The sequence below is a fragment of the Bradyrhizobium sp. USDA 4486 genome, assembly GCF_054057995.1.
The window spans coordinates 8238388-8251614 of record NZ_JBSRZV010000001.1 but is presented as its reverse complement, the minus strand read 5'-3'; the positions used below and the strand labels follow the sequence as shown (position 1 = coordinate 8251614).

22 protein-coding genes are annotated in these 13227 nt (G+C 64.1%); 13 read left to right on the top strand and 9 right to left on the bottom strand.

Annotated elements, in window-relative coordinates:
* Window positions 1-16: 16 nt before the first annotated feature.
* Window positions 17-1915: a phosphomethylpyrimidine synthase ThiC gene (gene thiC, locus ACVWY3_RS38990; RefSeq protein ID WP_456843192.1), complete on the top strand. Its 1899-nt coding sequence runs from the start codon at window positions 17-19 to the stop codon at window positions 1913-1915.
* An 81-nt stretch (window positions 1916-1996) separates the two neighbouring features.
* Here the strand turns inward: thiC and ACVWY3_RS38985 are convergent, their stop codons facing one another.
* Window positions 1997-2503: a DUF4262 domain-containing protein gene (locus ACVWY3_RS38985; RefSeq protein WP_456843565.1), complete on the bottom strand. Its 507-nt coding sequence runs from the start codon at window positions 2501-2503 to the stop codon at window positions 1997-1999.
* A gap of 66 nt (window positions 2504-2569) precedes the next feature.
* Between ACVWY3_RS38985 and ACVWY3_RS38980 the strand changes: the two genes are divergently transcribed.
* Entirely contained in the window at window positions 2570-3085 is a 516-nt protein-coding gene (locus ACVWY3_RS38980; RefSeq protein WP_456843191.1) for a mismatch-specific DNA-glycosylase, read from the top strand.
* Between the two features lie 355 nt (window positions 3086-3440).
* Window positions 3441-4148 (top strand): glutathione S-transferase family protein, encoded by a 708-nt coding sequence (locus ACVWY3_RS38975; protein ID WP_456843190.1) that lies wholly within the window; start codon window positions 3441-3443, stop codon window positions 4146-4148.
* A 251-nt stretch (window positions 4149-4399) separates the two neighbouring features.
* On the opposite strand, the gene ACVWY3_RS38970 is transcribed toward ACVWY3_RS38975, so the two are convergent.
* A complete protein-coding gene (locus ACVWY3_RS38970) occupies window positions 4400-4834 on the bottom strand; it encodes a hypothetical protein (RefSeq protein WP_456843189.1) in 435 nt (144 codons plus the stop codon).
* A gap of 389 nt (window positions 4835-5223) precedes the next feature.
* On the opposite strand from ACVWY3_RS38970, the gene ACVWY3_RS38965 reads away from it, so the two are divergent.
* The 3 genes from ACVWY3_RS38965 to ACVWY3_RS38955 all read left to right on the top strand — a co-directional run bounded on the left by ACVWY3_RS38965 (window position 5224) and on the right by ACVWY3_RS38955 (window position 6514).
* Window positions 5224-5607, top strand: coding sequence for a RidA family protein (locus tag ACVWY3_RS38965; RefSeq protein WP_456843188.1), 384 nt, complete (start codon window positions 5224-5226; stop codon window positions 5605-5607).
* A 156-nt stretch (window positions 5608-5763) separates the two neighbouring features.
* Window positions 5764-6024: a hypothetical protein gene (locus tag ACVWY3_RS38960; RefSeq protein WP_456843187.1), complete on the top strand. Its 261-nt coding sequence runs from the start codon at window positions 5764-5766 to the stop codon at window positions 6022-6024.
* Between the two features lie 238 nt (window positions 6025-6262).
* Window positions 6263-6514, top strand: a complete 252-nt coding sequence (locus ACVWY3_RS38955) for a hypothetical protein (RefSeq protein WP_456843186.1) — start codon at window positions 6263-6265, stop codon at window positions 6512-6514.
* 175 nt (window positions 6515-6689) lie between these two features.
* Here ACVWY3_RS38955 and ACVWY3_RS38950 read toward each other — a convergent pair whose 3' ends face one another.
* Window positions 6690-7175 (bottom strand): J domain-containing protein, encoded by a 486-nt coding sequence (locus ACVWY3_RS38950; protein ID WP_456843185.1) that lies wholly within the window; start codon window positions 7173-7175, stop codon window positions 6690-6692.
* A gap of 111 nt (window positions 7176-7286) precedes the next feature.
* On the opposite strand from ACVWY3_RS38950, the gene ACVWY3_RS38945 reads away from it, so the two are divergent.
* Window positions 7287-8054 carry an SDR family NAD(P)-dependent oxidoreductase gene (locus tag ACVWY3_RS38945; RefSeq protein WP_456843184.1) on the top strand — a complete coding sequence of 256 codons (768 nt, stop codon included), beginning with the start codon at window positions 7287-7289 and terminating at the stop codon, window positions 8052-8054.
* Between the two features lie 198 nt (window positions 8055-8252).
* Window positions 8253-8498 carry a helix-turn-helix domain-containing protein gene (locus ACVWY3_RS38940; protein ID WP_456843183.1) on the top strand — a complete coding sequence of 82 codons (246 nt, stop codon included), beginning with the start codon at window positions 8253-8255 and terminating at the stop codon, window positions 8496-8498.
* Here the strand turns inward: ACVWY3_RS38940 and ACVWY3_RS38935 are convergent.
* Window positions 8495-8740: a hypothetical protein gene (locus ACVWY3_RS38935; RefSeq protein ID WP_456843182.1), complete on the bottom strand. Its 246-nt coding sequence runs from the start codon at window positions 8738-8740 to the stop codon at window positions 8495-8497. The two genes, ACVWY3_RS38940 and ACVWY3_RS38935, sit on opposite strands and share 4 nt — an antisense overlap.
* Before the next feature lie 158 nt (window positions 8741-8898).
* Between ACVWY3_RS38935 and ACVWY3_RS38930 the strand changes: the two genes are divergently transcribed.
* Window positions 8899-9405 carry a collagen-like protein gene (locus tag ACVWY3_RS38930; protein WP_456843181.1) on the top strand — a complete coding sequence of 169 codons (507 nt, stop codon included), beginning with the start codon at window positions 8899-8901 and terminating at the stop codon, window positions 9403-9405.
* A gap of 9 nt (window positions 9406-9414) precedes the next feature.
* Here the strand turns inward: ACVWY3_RS38930 and ACVWY3_RS38925 are convergent, their stop codons facing one another.
* Together ACVWY3_RS38925 and ACVWY3_RS38920 are read right to left on the bottom strand one after the other, a co-directional pair.
* Window positions 9415-9630, bottom strand: coding sequence for a hypothetical protein (locus tag ACVWY3_RS38925; RefSeq protein WP_456843180.1), 216 nt, complete (start codon window positions 9628-9630; stop codon window positions 9415-9417).
* An 84-nt stretch (window positions 9631-9714) separates the two neighbouring features.
* Window positions 9715-9981 (bottom strand): DUF2277 domain-containing protein, encoded by a 267-nt coding sequence (locus ACVWY3_RS38920; protein ID WP_456843179.1) that lies wholly within the window; start codon window positions 9979-9981, stop codon window positions 9715-9717.
* Between the two features lie 150 nt (window positions 9982-10131).
* Between ACVWY3_RS38920 and ACVWY3_RS38915 the strand changes: the two genes are divergently transcribed.
* The 4 genes from ACVWY3_RS38915 (at window position 10132) to ACVWY3_RS38900 (ending at window position 11634) form a co-directional block, all read left to right on the top strand.
* Window positions 10132-10272 carry a hypothetical protein gene (locus tag ACVWY3_RS38915; protein WP_456843178.1) on the top strand — a complete coding sequence of 47 codons (141 nt, stop codon included), beginning with the start codon at window positions 10132-10134 and terminating at the stop codon, window positions 10270-10272.
* A complete protein-coding gene (locus ACVWY3_RS38910) occupies window positions 10266-10472 on the top strand; it encodes a hypothetical protein (protein ID WP_456843177.1) in 207 nt (68 codons plus the stop codon). The genes ACVWY3_RS38915 and ACVWY3_RS38910 overlap by 7 nt, the downstream gene beginning before the upstream one ends.
* 127 nt (window positions 10473-10599) lie before the next feature.
* Window positions 10600-10953, top strand: coding sequence for a hypothetical protein (locus tag ACVWY3_RS38905; RefSeq protein ID WP_456843176.1), 354 nt, complete (start codon window positions 10600-10602; stop codon window positions 10951-10953).
* 78 nt (window positions 10954-11031) lie between these two features.
* Window positions 11032-11634 carry an MSMEG_1061 family FMN-dependent PPOX-type flavoprotein gene (locus ACVWY3_RS38900; protein WP_456843564.1) on the top strand — a complete coding sequence of 201 codons (603 nt, stop codon included), beginning with the start codon at window positions 11032-11034 and terminating at the stop codon, window positions 11632-11634.
* Window positions 11635-11832: 198 nt separating this feature from the next.
* Here the strand turns inward: ACVWY3_RS38900 and bfr are convergent, their stop codons facing one another.
* From bfr to ACVWY3_RS38885, 3 genes are all read right to left on the bottom strand, one after another.
* Entirely contained in the window at window positions 11833-12321 is a 489-nt protein-coding gene (bfr, locus tag ACVWY3_RS38895; RefSeq protein ID WP_235544219.1) for a bacterioferritin, read from the bottom strand.
* 132 nt (window positions 12322-12453) lie between these two features.
* Window positions 12454-12726, bottom strand: coding sequence for a (2Fe-2S)-binding protein (locus ACVWY3_RS38890; RefSeq protein ID WP_456843175.1), 273 nt, complete (start codon window positions 12724-12726; stop codon window positions 12454-12456).
* A 150-nt stretch (window positions 12727-12876) separates the two neighbouring features.
* A complete protein-coding gene (locus ACVWY3_RS38885; protein ID WP_456843174.1) occupies window positions 12877-13170 on the bottom strand; it encodes a hypothetical protein in 294 nt (97 codons plus the stop codon).
* Window positions 13171-13227: the final 57 nt, after the last annotated feature.

Sequence of the window (13227 nt, the reverse complement as noted above, 5' to 3'; positions counted from 1 at the left end):
ACTGAAGGAGGATCCCATGAACATCCGCTCCAATCCGCAACAGACCGTCCCCGCCGTCACCACCGGTCCCCTTCCCTCCTCGCGAAAGATCTTCGCGAGCCCGGACGCCGCACCGGACATCCGCGTGCCCTTGCGTGAGATCATCCTCTCTGAAGGCGCCGGCGAGCCGAACCTGCCGGTCTACGACACTTCGGGCCCCTACACCGACCCTTCCGTCACCATCGACGTCAATGCCGGGCTTGCCCGCAACCGCAAGCAGTGGGTGCTGGAGCGCGGCGGCGTCGAGGAATATGAGGGCCGGCAGATCAAGCCGGAGGACAATGGCAGCGTCTCCACCGACAAGGCCGCGCGCGCCTTCAGCGCCTATCACAAACCCTTGCGCGGCCTCGACGGCCACAAGGTGACGCAGCTCGAATTCGCCCGCGCCGGCATCATCACCAAGGAGATGATCTACGTCGCCGAGCGCGAGAATCTCGGCCGCAAGCAGCAGCTCGAGCGCGCGGAGGCAGCGCTGGCCGACGGCGAAAGCTTCGGCGCCTCGGTGCCCGCCTTCATCACACCGGAGTTCGTGCGCAGCGAGATCGCGCGCGGCCGCGCCATCATCCCCTCCAACATCAACCATTCCGAGCTTGAGCCGATGATCATCGGCCGCAACTTCCTCACCAAGATCAACGCCAATATCGGCAACTCGGCGGTGACGTCGTCGGTCGAGGAGGAGGTCGAGAAGATGGTGTGGGCGATCCGCTGGGGCGCCGACACCGTGATGGACCTCTCGACGGGCCGCAACATTCACACCACGCGTGAGTGGATCCTGCGCAACTCGCCGGTGCCGATCGGCACCGTGCCGATCTACCAGGCGCTGGAGAAGTGCAACGGCGATCCCGTGAAGCTCACCTGGGAGCTCTACAAGGACACGCTGATCGAGCAGTGCGAGCAGGGCGTCGACTATTTCACCATCCACGCCGGCGTGCGGCTGCAATACATCCACCTCACCGCCAACCGCGTCACCGGCATCGTCTCGCGCGGCGGCTCGATCATGGCGAAGTGGTGCCTGGCGCACCACAAGGAGAGCTTCCTCTACACCCACTTCGACGAGATCTGCGACCTGATGCGCAAGTATGACGTCTCGTTCTCGCTCGGCGACGGCCTGCGTCCGGGCTCGATCGCGGACGCCAACGACCGCGCGCAGTTCGCCGAGCTCGAGACGCTCGGCGAGCTGACCAAGATCGCGTGGGACAAGGGTTGCCAGGTCATGATCGAGGGCCCCGGCCATGTGCCGATGCACAAGATCAAGATCAACATGGACAAGCAGCTCAAGGAGTGCGGCGAGGCGCCGTTCTACACGCTTGGACCGCTGACCACCGACATCGCGCCGGGCTATGACCACATCACCTCAGGCATCGGCGCGGCCATGATCGGCTGGTTCGGCTGCGCCATGCTCTGCTACGTCACGCCGAAGGAGCATCTCGGCCTGCCCGACCGCAACGACGTCAAGACCGGCGTCATCACCTACAAGATCGCCGCCCATGCCGCCGACCTCGCCAAGGGCCACCCCGCAGCCCAGCTGCGCGACGACGCCCTCTCCCGCGCGCGGTTCGAATTCCGCTGGACCGACCAGTTCAACCTCGGCCTCGATCCGGACACCGCGAAAAACTTCCACGACGAGACCCTGCCGAAGGAAGCCCACAAGGTCGCCCATTTCTGCTCGATGTGCGGCCCAAAATTCTGCTCGATGAAGATCACGCAGGACGTGCGGGACTACGCGGCGACGCTGAACGATCCGAACAGCGTGGGCATGTCGCTGAGCGGCACCGTCGAGGACGGCATGGCGAAGATGAGCGCGAAGTTCAAGGAGATGGGCTCGAGCGTTTATCTGGATGCGGAGAAGGTGAAGGAGAGCAACAAGGTATTGTGAGCGCCCTCCTGCTCGCCCGAGTTCACCTGCACCATTCAGAAAGTCGGGCAATTCGCCCGGCTTTCTTGCAGAAGCGTCGCTTCAAGAAACGGTCTTCTTCAGCAATGGCTGATCCGCTTTGACGGAGGACGAGCGTTCCGGCTCCCAAGGGAACCGCCTGTTGACGTCCTGCCAAATGATCTGCAGGCAGGGGAAGGCAAGCCGCGATTTCCTGTAGAACCACATCGCGGTGCCGAGGTATTCGGGATAGGCCGCGAACGGAACATGCCAGAAGCCGAGCTTGTAGCCGTTCTCCAGCAACTCGTCGGCGATATCGCCGTCGACGAATTTATGCCCCGCCACGACACGATCGCGGACAAGGTTGATGATGGCCTGCGCGTTGGCGGCGCTTTGGCCGAAGATGATGAGTTCGGGGTGGCCATAGTTCAGAAACAGGCCGATTGAAAATGCAAATCGCGGATGGGCGTCGGGTATGCCCGTGATGTGGCAGCCATGGTTGCGGACGTTGCGCAAGATGACCTTGTCGGCTTCGTGCTCGGGCTCCGGCCACTCGAAATGGTCCTGCATTCCTCCCCCCGACGGGTGCATGGCGTTCACCCCTCACAATATCGACGGCAGATTCAGGCAAGAAGCAAGTCATTAGTCGCATCGACGATGTCCAAGATCGTTCACCGCCTTCCCGATCAGCTCCGCGCAAATCTCCGCCTCGTCTTCGTCGGCACCGCCGCGTCGACGCGCTCGGCCGAGCTCGGGCACTACTACGCTCATCCCGGCAACCGCTTCTGGCGCGCGATCCATGAGGCCGGGATCACGCCGCGGCGCTATCAGCCAAGCGAGTTCGCTTCGCTGATCGCGCTCGGGATCGGGTTCACCGATCTCTCCAAGTCGGGCGCCGGGATGGATCACCAGATCGCGGTGGAGACGATCGACGTGGCCGGCTTCAGGGCCAAGATGGAAGAGTACCGGCCGCGCACGATTGCGTTCACGAGCAAGAAGGCGGCGAGCCTGTTTTACGGCAGGCCGTCGAGCGCGATCGCACTGGGGCGGCAGGTGCGCGATGCGAGCCTGCCGGAGATTTTCGTGCTGCCGTCGCCGTCCGGCGCGGCGTCCGGGCATTGGACGATCGAGCCGTGGCGGGAGCTTGCGGCGTGGATTGCTAGCACGAGCTAAAGCATGAGCCGGAAAAGTGCGCAGCGGTTGTCCGAAAAGATCATGCTCAAACAACGACCCAAAGCGCGATAACGATTCGTCCCTATCTCATCGCGCTTTGGGCGGCTCAGGCTCGGATCGGTTCTGCTCTCGTGTCCCGGGCAAGCGCAGCGCAACCCGGGACCCAGGGGCTCCGGCACGGATGCAGCATGGGCCCCGGCTCTGCAGCGCATCACGCCGCAAGCGGCGCGCTGCACTGCGTCCGGGGCACATCCGTCCTCATCCCGTATACGCCCGAGCTTGGCGAATTCCGTGGGCCATTGCATCCATCTCGGCGCCCCTGCATGCTGGCCCGCCATCACAGGGGAGCCGCGCCATGCTGACCCTTTACTCCTACCCAGAACTGTTCGGCGTCGCCGACAACAACGGCTACGGCCTCAAGGTCTACGCCTTCCTCAAGCTCGCGGGCGTGCCGTTCGCGCACGAGCACATCTTCGATGCCGCCGCGGCGCCGCGCGGACAGCTGCCTTACATCGTCGACGACGGCGAGACCATCGGCGACAGCGAGGCCATCATCGCGCATGCGATCGCGAAATATCACCTGACGATCGATGCGGCGCTGTCAGCCGAGCAACGGCGGACCGATCATCTCGTCACGCGCATGCTGGATGATCTCTACTGGGTGATGTCCTATTCGCGGTGGAAGGACGAGCGCTTCTATCCGGCGTTTCGCGACGGCTTCATCGCGCAGCATCCGCAGATCAATGCGGAAGGGTTCGAGAAGGCCAAAGCGTACAACGCGCAGCGCTATCATTTCCAGGGCATCGGCCGCTACACGCCCGAGCAGGCTTACGCGCGGGGGCTTGCCGATCTGCAGGTGCTGGCCGAGATCGTGCCGGCGCACGGCTTCGTGCACGGCGCGGCGCCTGCCAGCGTCGATGCCGGCATCTACGGCTTTGTCGCCAACATCTATTACTTGCCGATCCCGACGCCGCTGAAGGCGTTCGTCGATGCGCACGCAAATCTCGTCGCGCATTGCGAGCGGGTGCATGCGATGGTGAGTGGGTGGTCCGCGGTCCCGTAGGGTGGGCAAAGCGAAAGCGTGCCCACCATCGATCGGCGGTCGCGGCGTACAACCCTCATGGTGAGGAGGCGCGAAGCGCCGTCTCGAACCACGCAGGCCCGCGTCTCTCCGCAGCCATCCCTTCGAGACGGCTGCTTCGCAGCCTCCTCAGGATGAGGTCTGTATTTGCGGCGAGAGAGACGGTGGGCACGGCGCAAGTGCGCCTTTGCCCACCCTACGGCACCGAGCCCTGCCGCACGGCACCGAGCCCCCTACCGCATCGTGATCGCGAGCCCGCTGAGATCCGCATTCGCCATCAAGCCAACCTGCGTGCCGGTCAGCTCCAGCACCGCGCCCTTCTGGTTGGTCAGCACGATGGCGCGGGCGCCGCGGCCGAGGGCCAGCCCGGCACCGGCGGCGCCATAGACGCCGGCGACGTCGGAGGGGCGGTTGATGTTGGAGACGCGGCCGCGCAGCACGGTCTTGGAGCCGCCGAAGACGAGGCCGTAGTCGAGCCCGCCGGTGGAGAGCCGATAGGCGCGGCCGTGGAAGTTGAGGACCCCGGAGCCGCCCGAGCCGCCAATGATCCAGCCCGCCTTGTAGATCGTCAGCACCACGGTGCCGCCGTCGGCCCGTGCGACGGTCGAGAGGCCGGCCAGCGCGGCAACGGCAACCAGCGCGGCGCGGAAGGTGGATGCGATCTTCATGCGGAATCTCCGGGGGCTATTTTTCAAAGGGGAAAGCGAATCAGAGGCGACGAATCTATCCGACCGATCGCGGCGGCAACATGATCGGGTGGGCGTGGGTTGCGAGCGATGTTGTCTCCGCTTGCACGGTCTGCTCCCTCCGCCCGTTCTTACGGGTAGAGGCGAACCATCGTGCACCGAGGCCGCCGCGATCATGCCATTCTGCCAGTGTTTTGCCCGACGCGTCAAGTTGAATTGCTGTATTTCCGAAACGCACTGACAAGTCGGGGCCTTTTCTACTGTGCATGGGGTTGTTTTCGAATTTTTGTTTTCGCCCCCTCACGCAATGCCGATTGCAACTGCCCCGCATGTCGCTAGGCTCATGCGACGACACGACTTTGAGGTGACCCATGCCGATCCAGCATTTCGCGCCCCCGCCGCACGTCAAGGCGCCGCCGCTGTCCTTTGCGACGCGGATCGGTGACCTCCTGTTCATTTCCGGCATTCCCGGCTTCGATGCTAATGGCGCGCTGCCCGAGGGCTTCGATGCGCAGTTCGCCAATGTCGTCGTCAACATCCGTCGCGTGCTCGACGAGGCCGGCGCAACGTTCCGCGACCTCGTCAAGGTCAACGTGCTGCTGACCCGCGCCTCAGATGTCGCCGCGATGAATGCGCTCTATGCCGGCGCGTTCGGCCCGCCGCCCTATCCGGCCCGCACCACTTGCGTGGTGCAGGCCCTGCCCGATCCGAAGATGCTGATCGAGATCGAGGCGGTGGCCTCGCTGGCGAAGTGAGACAGGCCTAAGGGCGTGTGGCTTGACGGGCACGCCGACAAACCAAGTAAGCCGCTGCGTCTGACATGTCCGTGAACGGCCGCTCTGCCCGGCTTGCAAAGGACCTGCTTTGCCGCACGAATTTTCCGCTCACTCTTCCCCACAAGGAGATACTTCATGCGTCGCGTTCTCGCCCTCTGTGCGATTGCCGGCATCGCCAGTTCCGTATTCGCCGTGCCCGCATCGGCGAAGGTCGGCTATTACGTGATCCGCTGGGACAACACCGGCATCTGCCAGGTCTGGAACGAAGATCTTAAGTACAAGCCGTTCCAGTGGGGGGTGTCGACCTACAAGGTCGTCAGCAAGCCGCTCCCGACTTTCACCGAGGCTTCCGATCTGCAGATCAAGCTGCGCGCCGAGCGCCGCTGCACGCTGTAAGCCTCACGCGACAGATCGCGCTGGAAAGGCGGATCGCAGCAAGCGGTCCGCCCTTTTGCTTTGCCGGCGCCCTCCTTTTTTCGAGCGAGACCAGGCGTTTCCCACGCGCACGCTTTGAACCTGCTCCGCGGATGGAACTACTCACATCTTGTCCGGGGCGCCTGCCTGAAAACGTCCCGCGTCCCCCCTCCCGTCATTGCCGGGAGGCGCATCACATCTTTCATTTGAGGAGCTGATCATGCGTCGTATTTCCATGCTGTGCGCTGCCGCGGGTCTTGCCGTCACGGCCTTCGTTGCCGCGAGCCCTGCCGAAGCCAGCTATCACCTGATCCGCTGGCAGGACACGGGGTTCTGTCAGATCTGGGACGAGAGCATCCCGACCACGCCGTGGCCGGCCGGCTATCACCGCGCCAGCGCGACCGTGCCGACCTTCGTCGACGCGCTGATGCTGAAGGACCATGCGCTCAAGGCCGGTCACTGCGCCTGGTAGGATTCGATCGGCAGATGACAAGAGCCGGGCAAGGATGCGATGCCAGCATCCTTGCCCGCTCGCGTTTCTATCCTTCGGCTTTCGGATGGGCAAAGCGCAAGCGTGCCCACCACTTCCATCCATCATCGCGAAAGACGTGGGCACGGCGCGATGCACCTTTGCCTAGATCTCGATCTCACGCGTCCTTGTGCGCGCCGGGATGGATCAGGATGTCGCGCGCGGCGGCAAGATCGATGAAGGCCTCGGTGCTGCCGCCCTGGTCGGGATGCATGCCCTTGGCGGCGCGGCGATAGGCCTGGTTGATGTCCTCGCAGGTGAGCTGCACCGCGAGCGGCAAGCCGAGCATCTTGCGGGCCCGGTCCTCGCTGGAGAGTTTTTTCGGCGCGCCATTGCGGCGGCCGAAACGGGGCGCGGCAAGGTCATGGACGACATCGAGGACCACAGCGAGACGGCGCTGCGCCGCCAGCGTGACGCTGTGATCGTCATTGTCCACGGCCTGGCGCAGCACCGGAAGCGCCTGCTCGGCCGCCTGCCGCAGCACCGTGTCGGTGCTCATCCGCGCGATCTCAGCCACGAGCCGGCCCGCCTCGGCGAAGTCGGCCGACTGCGCCGAGCGCAGGCGTTCGAGGGCGAGTTTCCAGGAGTCCAGCCGTTCCATCATGCGCGCAACGTTTAGCAATGAAGATCAGTATGCCAAGGCCGCCGTTTCCGACCCCTTAATTTCGAGTTAGCCTTTCGTGAAACTTCGAAAAGAAATCGGGAGGAAATTGTCATGGCATTGCTCGCAAACCACATCGCGGTCGTCACCGGCGCCGGTTCCGGCATCGGCCGGGCGATCGCGGCCGGCTACGCCCGCGAGGGCGCGCAGGTGGTCCTGCTCGACGTCAACGCCGACACGGTCGCGGAAGCCGCGCAGGAGATCCGAAAAGCGGGCGGCAAGGCCGAGAGCTTTGCGCTCGACGTGACCCGGCGCGAGGACTGCTTTGCCCTCGCCAAGCAGGTGGCCGACAAGGTCGGGCAGGTCTCCATCCTCGTCAACAATGCCGGCATCACCCGCCGCAACGCCTTCACCGCCGAGACGGAGACGGTGGCGAAGGACTGGAACGACATCATCTCGCTCAACCTCAACGGCGTCTTCAACATGACGCAGGCCTTCCTCGCCCCCTTACGCGCCAGCAAAGGCCGCATCGTCAATATCGGGTCGATCCAATCCTTCGTGCATCTGCGCACGCCGAGCTCGGCGGCGTACACCACCTCCAAGCACGGCGTGCTCGGCTTCACCAAGGCGCTTGCGGTCGAGCTCGGCAAGGAAGGCGTGCGCGTCAATGCGATCGGGCCGGGCTTCATCGAGACCAACATCAACGCCCATGTGCGCGCGACCAATCCGGCGCTGGTGCAGGCCTTCGTCGATCACACCCCGCTCGCGCGCACCGGCAAGCCCGAGGACATCGTCGGCCCTGCGATCTTCCTCGCATCGGACCTGTCGGCCTACGTCACGGGCACGATCGTGATGGTGGATGGCGGATACAGGACGGTGTAAGGCGCGAGATCGTCCCGCATCACTATGCATCTCGTGCCAATCGCGGCACCTTCGCGGCATTCCTGAGGTCATCTGGTGCGATCGGGTTTGGTTAACCTTTCATTAACCAAACCCGCCCACCGTGGTTCTACGGCTTGGGGTTCGTTTGTTCTCGATCCGCTTCCAGCGAAGGAAGCGGGCGTTGATCGGGGTGTGTTGATGACCACTGTTCATGTCGCGGCGCCGCAGGACGCACAATTCCTCGCTCCGAACCAGATCGTTCCGCTGCTGATCGGCGCGACCGTCGACGAGGTCGAGCGCGAGCTCGTGCTTCAGACGCTCGCGCGCTGCGACGGCAACCGCACGCGCGCCGCGCGCGTGCTCGGCCTGTCGGTGCGCACGCTGCGCAACAAGATCAGGATCTACGCCGCGTCCGGCATCGAGGTGCCCGCGTACAACGACTAGTGCGCGCGTGACCATGCGAAGCGGATCATCTCGCCGCCGAGGACCGCAAGCGCGATCACGGCGACTGCGGACGCGATCAGCTCGATGGCGCGGAGCACGAAGGCCGTCATGACGGCCCACGACGATTGCGGCTCCTCGGCGAAGGCGATCGGCACGACGTCGGGCACCAGCAGACAAGCGAGGCCCAGCGCCGCCGCAAACATGACTGTGGACAGGCAGAATATCTTCCAGGCTGCGCACATCGGTTGCTCCCCGCACGCTCGTCGCCGCATGCCATTCAATGGCACGGCGTGCCATTGCGCTGATTGATGTTGATCAAGCCCGCTGCGGGGCGCGGGCGGAATTGCTGCTGTCGTCAAACGCCGCTAAGTAGCTTCCTTCCTCAGAGGGGAGTAGTGGCGTGGCAGACGATCAAGGACGGCAGGGACCTCCGGGGCCGCGCGGGCGGCAGGGCGAGCCGGGACGGCCGGGACCGCAGGGTCATCCAGGCAAGCGAGGGCCAGACGGCGCGCGCGGCAAGCCGGGGCCTCAAGGCAAGCCCGGCCCGACCGGAAAGGCCGGTCCTCAGGGCAAGCCCGGCCTGCCAGGTAAGGCCGGCGAAACCGGTGCGCGGGGACCGGTCGGGCCGCAAGGGCCACCGGGCCCGCGCGGCGAGGCCGGACCGCCCGGCCAGCTGCCGTCGATCGAGCAGGTCTTGCCTTGGCTCGATCAGCTGTTCGATGCCTGGGACGAACGCCGCCGCCAGCGCGAGCGTGAAGCCGCCGAGCGCGAAGCACAGGAAGCAGCCGAGCGCGCCGCACTGGAAGCCGCCGTGCAGGAGCCCGACGAGATGCACGGCGACGATCACGACGATAACGACGATCGCAAGAAAAAGAAGAAAAAGAAGAAGCACGGCCACAAGAACTAGCTGGCGAATCTAGTCCGTCCGGTCCTCACCTCGCGACAGCATGCCCATGCGCTCGAACTGCCAGCGCATGGCCCGGTACCAGAGATAGCCGACTGCCGCGCCGCACAAAGCGAGGATGACGATGTTCGCGCTCGAGAACGAGCCGCTCCACCACATCATCCAGGCGGTCCACAGCAGCGTGAAGATGATGGCACCTGCTTTCAGCGGAAGAAGGGGGCGGCTCATGGTCGTGCTCCGGGCTGTCAAAACCCCGGCAGACATCCTCGCAGCCCGAGGCGGCTCCGACCGTGAGCCAGATCACGGAGTGGCTCAGCCGAACCGCAGCCGCGAGCGCTCCCTTGCTTTTTCCGCCTCGACCTCGCGGTCGCGCGCCGGTGCATGGGTGTGCAGCGAGGTCAGGAGTCTTCGCGCGGCTTCCGAGACCTCCGCCACCGCGCGGTCGAACACCTCCTCATTGGCCTGCGACGGTTTGTTGAAACCGGACAGTTTGCGCACGAACTGGAGTGCGCTGGCATGGATCTCGTCCTCGGTCGCCGGCGGCTCGAAGTTGAATAGCGTCTTGATGTTGCGGCACATGCAGTCGCTCCCGGGGGTTTCCATAAGGACGATCGGCGGAAACGAAATCCTACATCCTCGAGCGCGGTTCTGCTAAGTTCCGCCGCAACGCGGCCGCTGATGACGAGCCGCAACGGGCAGTGGACGATGTAAGTCGAGCAGCTGGACAGCATGTCGAAGGCACGCTTTCGCAAGACCGCACTCGCGCTGCCCGGCGTCATCGAGGGCGCACATCACGGCCATGCCGACTTTCGTGCCGGCAAGCGCGTGTTCGCGACTCTGGGCTACCCGATGACACGTGGGGCATGGTGAAGCTCACGCCGGACCAGCAGGCCGTGCTGGTCGACGCGGAACCAGAGATGTTTCGTCCGGTGCCGGGCGCCTGGGGCAAGAGCGGCAGCACGAATGTGAAGCTGGCGAAGATCGATCCGGTGACGCTGCGAAGCGCGCTCGAGATGGCTTGGCGCAATGTTGCGCCGAAATCGCTGCTCGCATCGCTCGAGACGCGATAGCGAAGATCATATCGCAATGCATCATGTGCGGCAGCTCTCACGCCGCATATTATTTGAGCATGCAATGCGCTGACAGCTCGGGCTTAATCGCAACAACGATACGAATCGAAGCGCGACGGAGGATCGCATGCACAGGCTCGCGCTGTGCGTCTCGCTGGCCGCGACGATTGCGCTGACAGGCGCGGCGTTCGCGTTCGACAACGGCCAGTATGAGCACATCCCGCCCGATATCCGCGCCTGGTTCAAGAGCGTGATTGCGCCGAATGGCGTGCCGTGCTGCGACATCTCGGATGGGCATCGCACCGACTACGATGTACGAGGCGGCGTCTATTGGGTACCGATCGAAGGACATTGGATGGAGGTGCCCGAGCGCGCCATCATCCGCGATCGCGGCAATCCGGTTGGACAAGCCGTGGTGTGGTACGTCCATCACCGCGGCGCTATTATCATCAGCTGCTTCGTGCCGGCGGATGCGGTCTAGTGCCTCGTGGTGATTTAGTTGGCCGGAGGCGGCGCGATCGGCTAGTTTGACGACCAGTTTTGATGTGGAGGCATGCCGTTGATCGATCTTTGCGCCGAAGACCTCGCCACCATCTATGCCAAGCCGAGCCCGCGGGTGATCGCGAAGGCACGTCCTGCGATCGACGCGCATGCGAAGAAGTTCATCGAGATGTCGCCTTTCTGCGTGCTGGCGACGTCAGGCGCTGACGGCAGCGTCGATGCCTCTCCGCGCGGCGGCAGCATCGGCTTCGTCCGCGTCGCCGGGCCCAACCAGCTACTGATGCCCGACCGCTCCGGCAACAACAGGATCGACAGCTTTCGCAACGTCTTCGAAGGCTCGGGCTTCGTGCACCTGTTGTTCTTTGTGCCGGGGATCGACGAGACGCTGCGCGTCGGCGGCCGCGGCACGCTGTCGGCCGATCCCGATCTGCTCGCCTCGATGGTGGAATTCGGCAAGCCTCCGCGCGCGGTGCTGAACGTCGCCGTCAGCGAAGTCTATTTCCACTGCGGCAAGGCGCTGATGCGCTCGAAGCTGTGGTCGCCGGAGAAGGTGCAGCGCTCGGTGATGCCGAGCATCGGCGAGGTCATTCACGATCAGACCGGGCTCGGCGAGCCGGAGAGCCAGGAGATCGTGGAAGCGCGCTACAAGATGCAGTTGTAGGCTGTAGCTCGCGCCGCAATCGCGGCGTCGTCCCGGGCGAGCGTAGCAAGGCGAAGCGCGAACCGGGACCCGTAACCACGAACGTCATTTGGCGAGGGCTCTTCCCTCGTGCTGCCATCGGCAACGATCGACACATTCCGCGGTATGGGTCCCAACTTTCGCAGGGACGACATCGGAGTGTGTGGTAGACGCCGAGGCTTAATGCCCCTCGCCCTCGAGCCCGCCGACGTGCTTCTGGGTGTAGAGCTCGAGGCCGATGCGGCCGATCAAATCGAGCTGGGTTTCCAGGAAGTCGATGTGGTGCTCCTCGTCGCTCATCAGCTTCTCGAACAGGTCGCGCGTGACGTAGTCCTTGACGCCGTGACAGTAGGTCGCCGCTTCCTGATAAAGCGCGCGGGCGCTCATCTCGGCGGCGAGGTCGCACTCGATGATCTCCTTGACGTTCTGGCCGATTCGCAAGGGATCGAGTACCTGCATGTTCGGGAAGCCGTCGAAGAACAGGATGCGCGCGGTGAGCTTGTCGGCGTGCTCCATCTCCTCGATGGATTCCTTGCGCCACACCTTGGCCATGTCGAGGAGGCCCCAATTGTCGAGGAAGCGGTAGTGCAGCCAGTACTGGTTGATCGCAGTCAGTTCGTGACGCAGCGCCTTGTTGAGGTACTCGATGACTTTTGCGTCGCCCTGCATGATTCACTCCAGCTCTTGCAGTCCAAATCGGCCCTAACCGAATTTAGAACGCTTCTAAGTCAGTTTAAGGATGAGGGCAACCGGCTACGGGGGCGCAGCCGGGGAAAAACTCAGCCGGAATTGCGAAAGCTTTCAGCAGGCAGCAAGGGCGAACTCGGCTGGCTCGGCCGTCTCGTCATTGGCGGCCACGGTGTGGCTGTGCGGGCAGCCCGCGCAGCAGGACTTGGCGCAGGGGCCGAGCGCTTCGTCGATGATGGTCTTGATCGTCCGCGCGCAGCGGCCGCATTCGGCACTGCATCCGAGGCATCCATAGACCTGCTTGGCATGACGCACGGCATCGTCGGACTCGGCGACGGCGGCGCGGATGTCGTCATCGCTCAGCACGTTACAAGAACAAACGATCATGGAAGCGGTAGGCCCTTCGGTGATGCGTCATCATCGATATTTAACGGGCCGTCCGGATGCAAAGGGAAAAACCGGTATTTGAAGCTATTCCAAACTAGCCCGGAAGCAGCCTAGAACGGCTCTAAAATACGGTATTGCGCTGGATCAAGATCAGTCGCCGCCGCCTCCACCACCATCGCCGCCGCCTCCACAATCCCCGCCGCTGCTGCCGCTATCGCTGCTCGAACAACTGTCGCTCGAGCCTGACGAGCTGTCGCTGGAAAACCAGCTCCCCAGCGGGAAGCCGTCGCTCGATCCGGAATAGCCGTCGCCGCCACTGCCGCCGTTCGTTCCGGCCGCTGCCCGCGAACGCCGGCCCCGGTTCTGGAGATAGCTGATCCAGCCGTAGCCGATCGCGACGATGACCCCGGCGGCAATCAAAGCATTGATCATCGCGCTACCCATCGTCGCCTCCTTTAGGTCGCCTCTTTGGCGGACCTGCGATCCACATCAATTGGTCGC

Bases quoted from the DNA above. Each gene is read 5' to 3' on its own strand.
- ACVWY3_RS38975 (WP_456843190.1), top strand. From the start codon at position 3,441: ATGCTGACCCTTTACTCCTACCCAGAACTGTTCGGCGTCGCCGACAAC.
- ACVWY3_RS38935 (WP_456843182.1), bottom strand. From the start codon at position 8,740: ATGTGCGCAGCCTGGAAGATATTCTGCCTGTCCACAGTCATGTTTGCG.
- ACVWY3_RS38925 (WP_456843180.1), bottom strand. From the start codon at position 9,630: ATGAGCCGCCCCCTTCTTCCGCTGAAAGCAGGTGCCATCATCTTCACG.
- thiC (WP_456843192.1), top strand. From the start codon at position 17: ATGAACATCCGCTCCAATCCGCAACAGACCGTCCCCGCCGTCACCACC.
- ACVWY3_RS38890 (WP_456843175.1), bottom strand. From the start codon at position 12,726: ATGATCGTTTGTTCTTGTAACGTGCTGAGCGATGACGACATCCGCGCC.
- ACVWY3_RS38910 (WP_456843177.1), top strand. From the start codon at position 10,266: ATGGTGAAGCTCACGCCGGACCAGCAGGCCGTGCTGGTCGACGCGGAA.
- ACVWY3_RS38955 (WP_456843186.1), top strand. From the start codon at position 6,263: ATGCGTCGTATTTCCATGCTGTGCGCTGCCGCGGGTCTTGCCGTCACG.
- ACVWY3_RS38970 (WP_456843189.1), bottom strand. From the start codon at position 4,834: ATGAAGATCGCATCCACCTTCCGCGCCGCGCTGGTTGCCGTTGCCGCG.
- ACVWY3_RS38905 (WP_456843176.1), top strand. From the start codon at position 10,600: ATGCACAGGCTCGCGCTGTGCGTCTCGCTGGCCGCGACGATTGCGCTG.
- ACVWY3_RS38885 (WP_456843174.1), bottom strand. From the start codon at position 13,170: ATGGGTAGCGCGATGATCAATGCTTTGATTGCCGCCGGGGTCATCGTC.
- bfr (WP_235544219.1), bottom strand. From the start codon at position 12,321: ATGCAGGGCGACGCAAAAGTCATCGAGTACCTCAACAAGGCGCTGCGT.
- ACVWY3_RS38920 (WP_456843179.1), bottom strand. From the start codon at position 9,981: ATGTGCCGCAACATCAAGACGCTATTCAACTTCGAGCCGCCGGCGACC.
- ACVWY3_RS38945 (WP_456843184.1), top strand. From the start codon at position 7,287: ATGGCATTGCTCGCAAACCACATCGCGGTCGTCACCGGCGCCGGTTCC.
- ACVWY3_RS38965 (WP_456843188.1), top strand. From the start codon at position 5,224: ATGCCGATCCAGCATTTCGCGCCCCCGCCGCACGTCAAGGCGCCGCCG.
- ACVWY3_RS38980 (WP_456843191.1), top strand. From the start codon at position 2,570: ATGTCCAAGATCGTTCACCGCCTTCCCGATCAGCTCCGCGCAAATCTC.
- ACVWY3_RS38915 (WP_456843178.1), top strand. From the start codon at position 10,132: ATGTCGAAGGCACGCTTTCGCAAGACCGCACTCGCGCTGCCCGGCGTC.
- ACVWY3_RS38940 (WP_456843183.1), top strand. From the start codon at position 8,253: ATGACCACTGTTCATGTCGCGGCGCCGCAGGACGCACAATTCCTCGCT.
- ACVWY3_RS38985 (WP_456843565.1), bottom strand. From the start codon at position 2,503: ATGCACCCGTCGGGGGGAGGAATGCAGGACCATTTCGAGTGGCCGGAG.
- ACVWY3_RS38960 (WP_456843187.1), top strand. From the start codon at position 5,764: ATGCGTCGCGTTCTCGCCCTCTGTGCGATTGCCGGCATCGCCAGTTCC.
- ACVWY3_RS38950 (WP_456843185.1), bottom strand. From the start codon at position 7,175: ATGATGGAACGGCTGGACTCCTGGAAACTCGCCCTCGAACGCCTGCGC.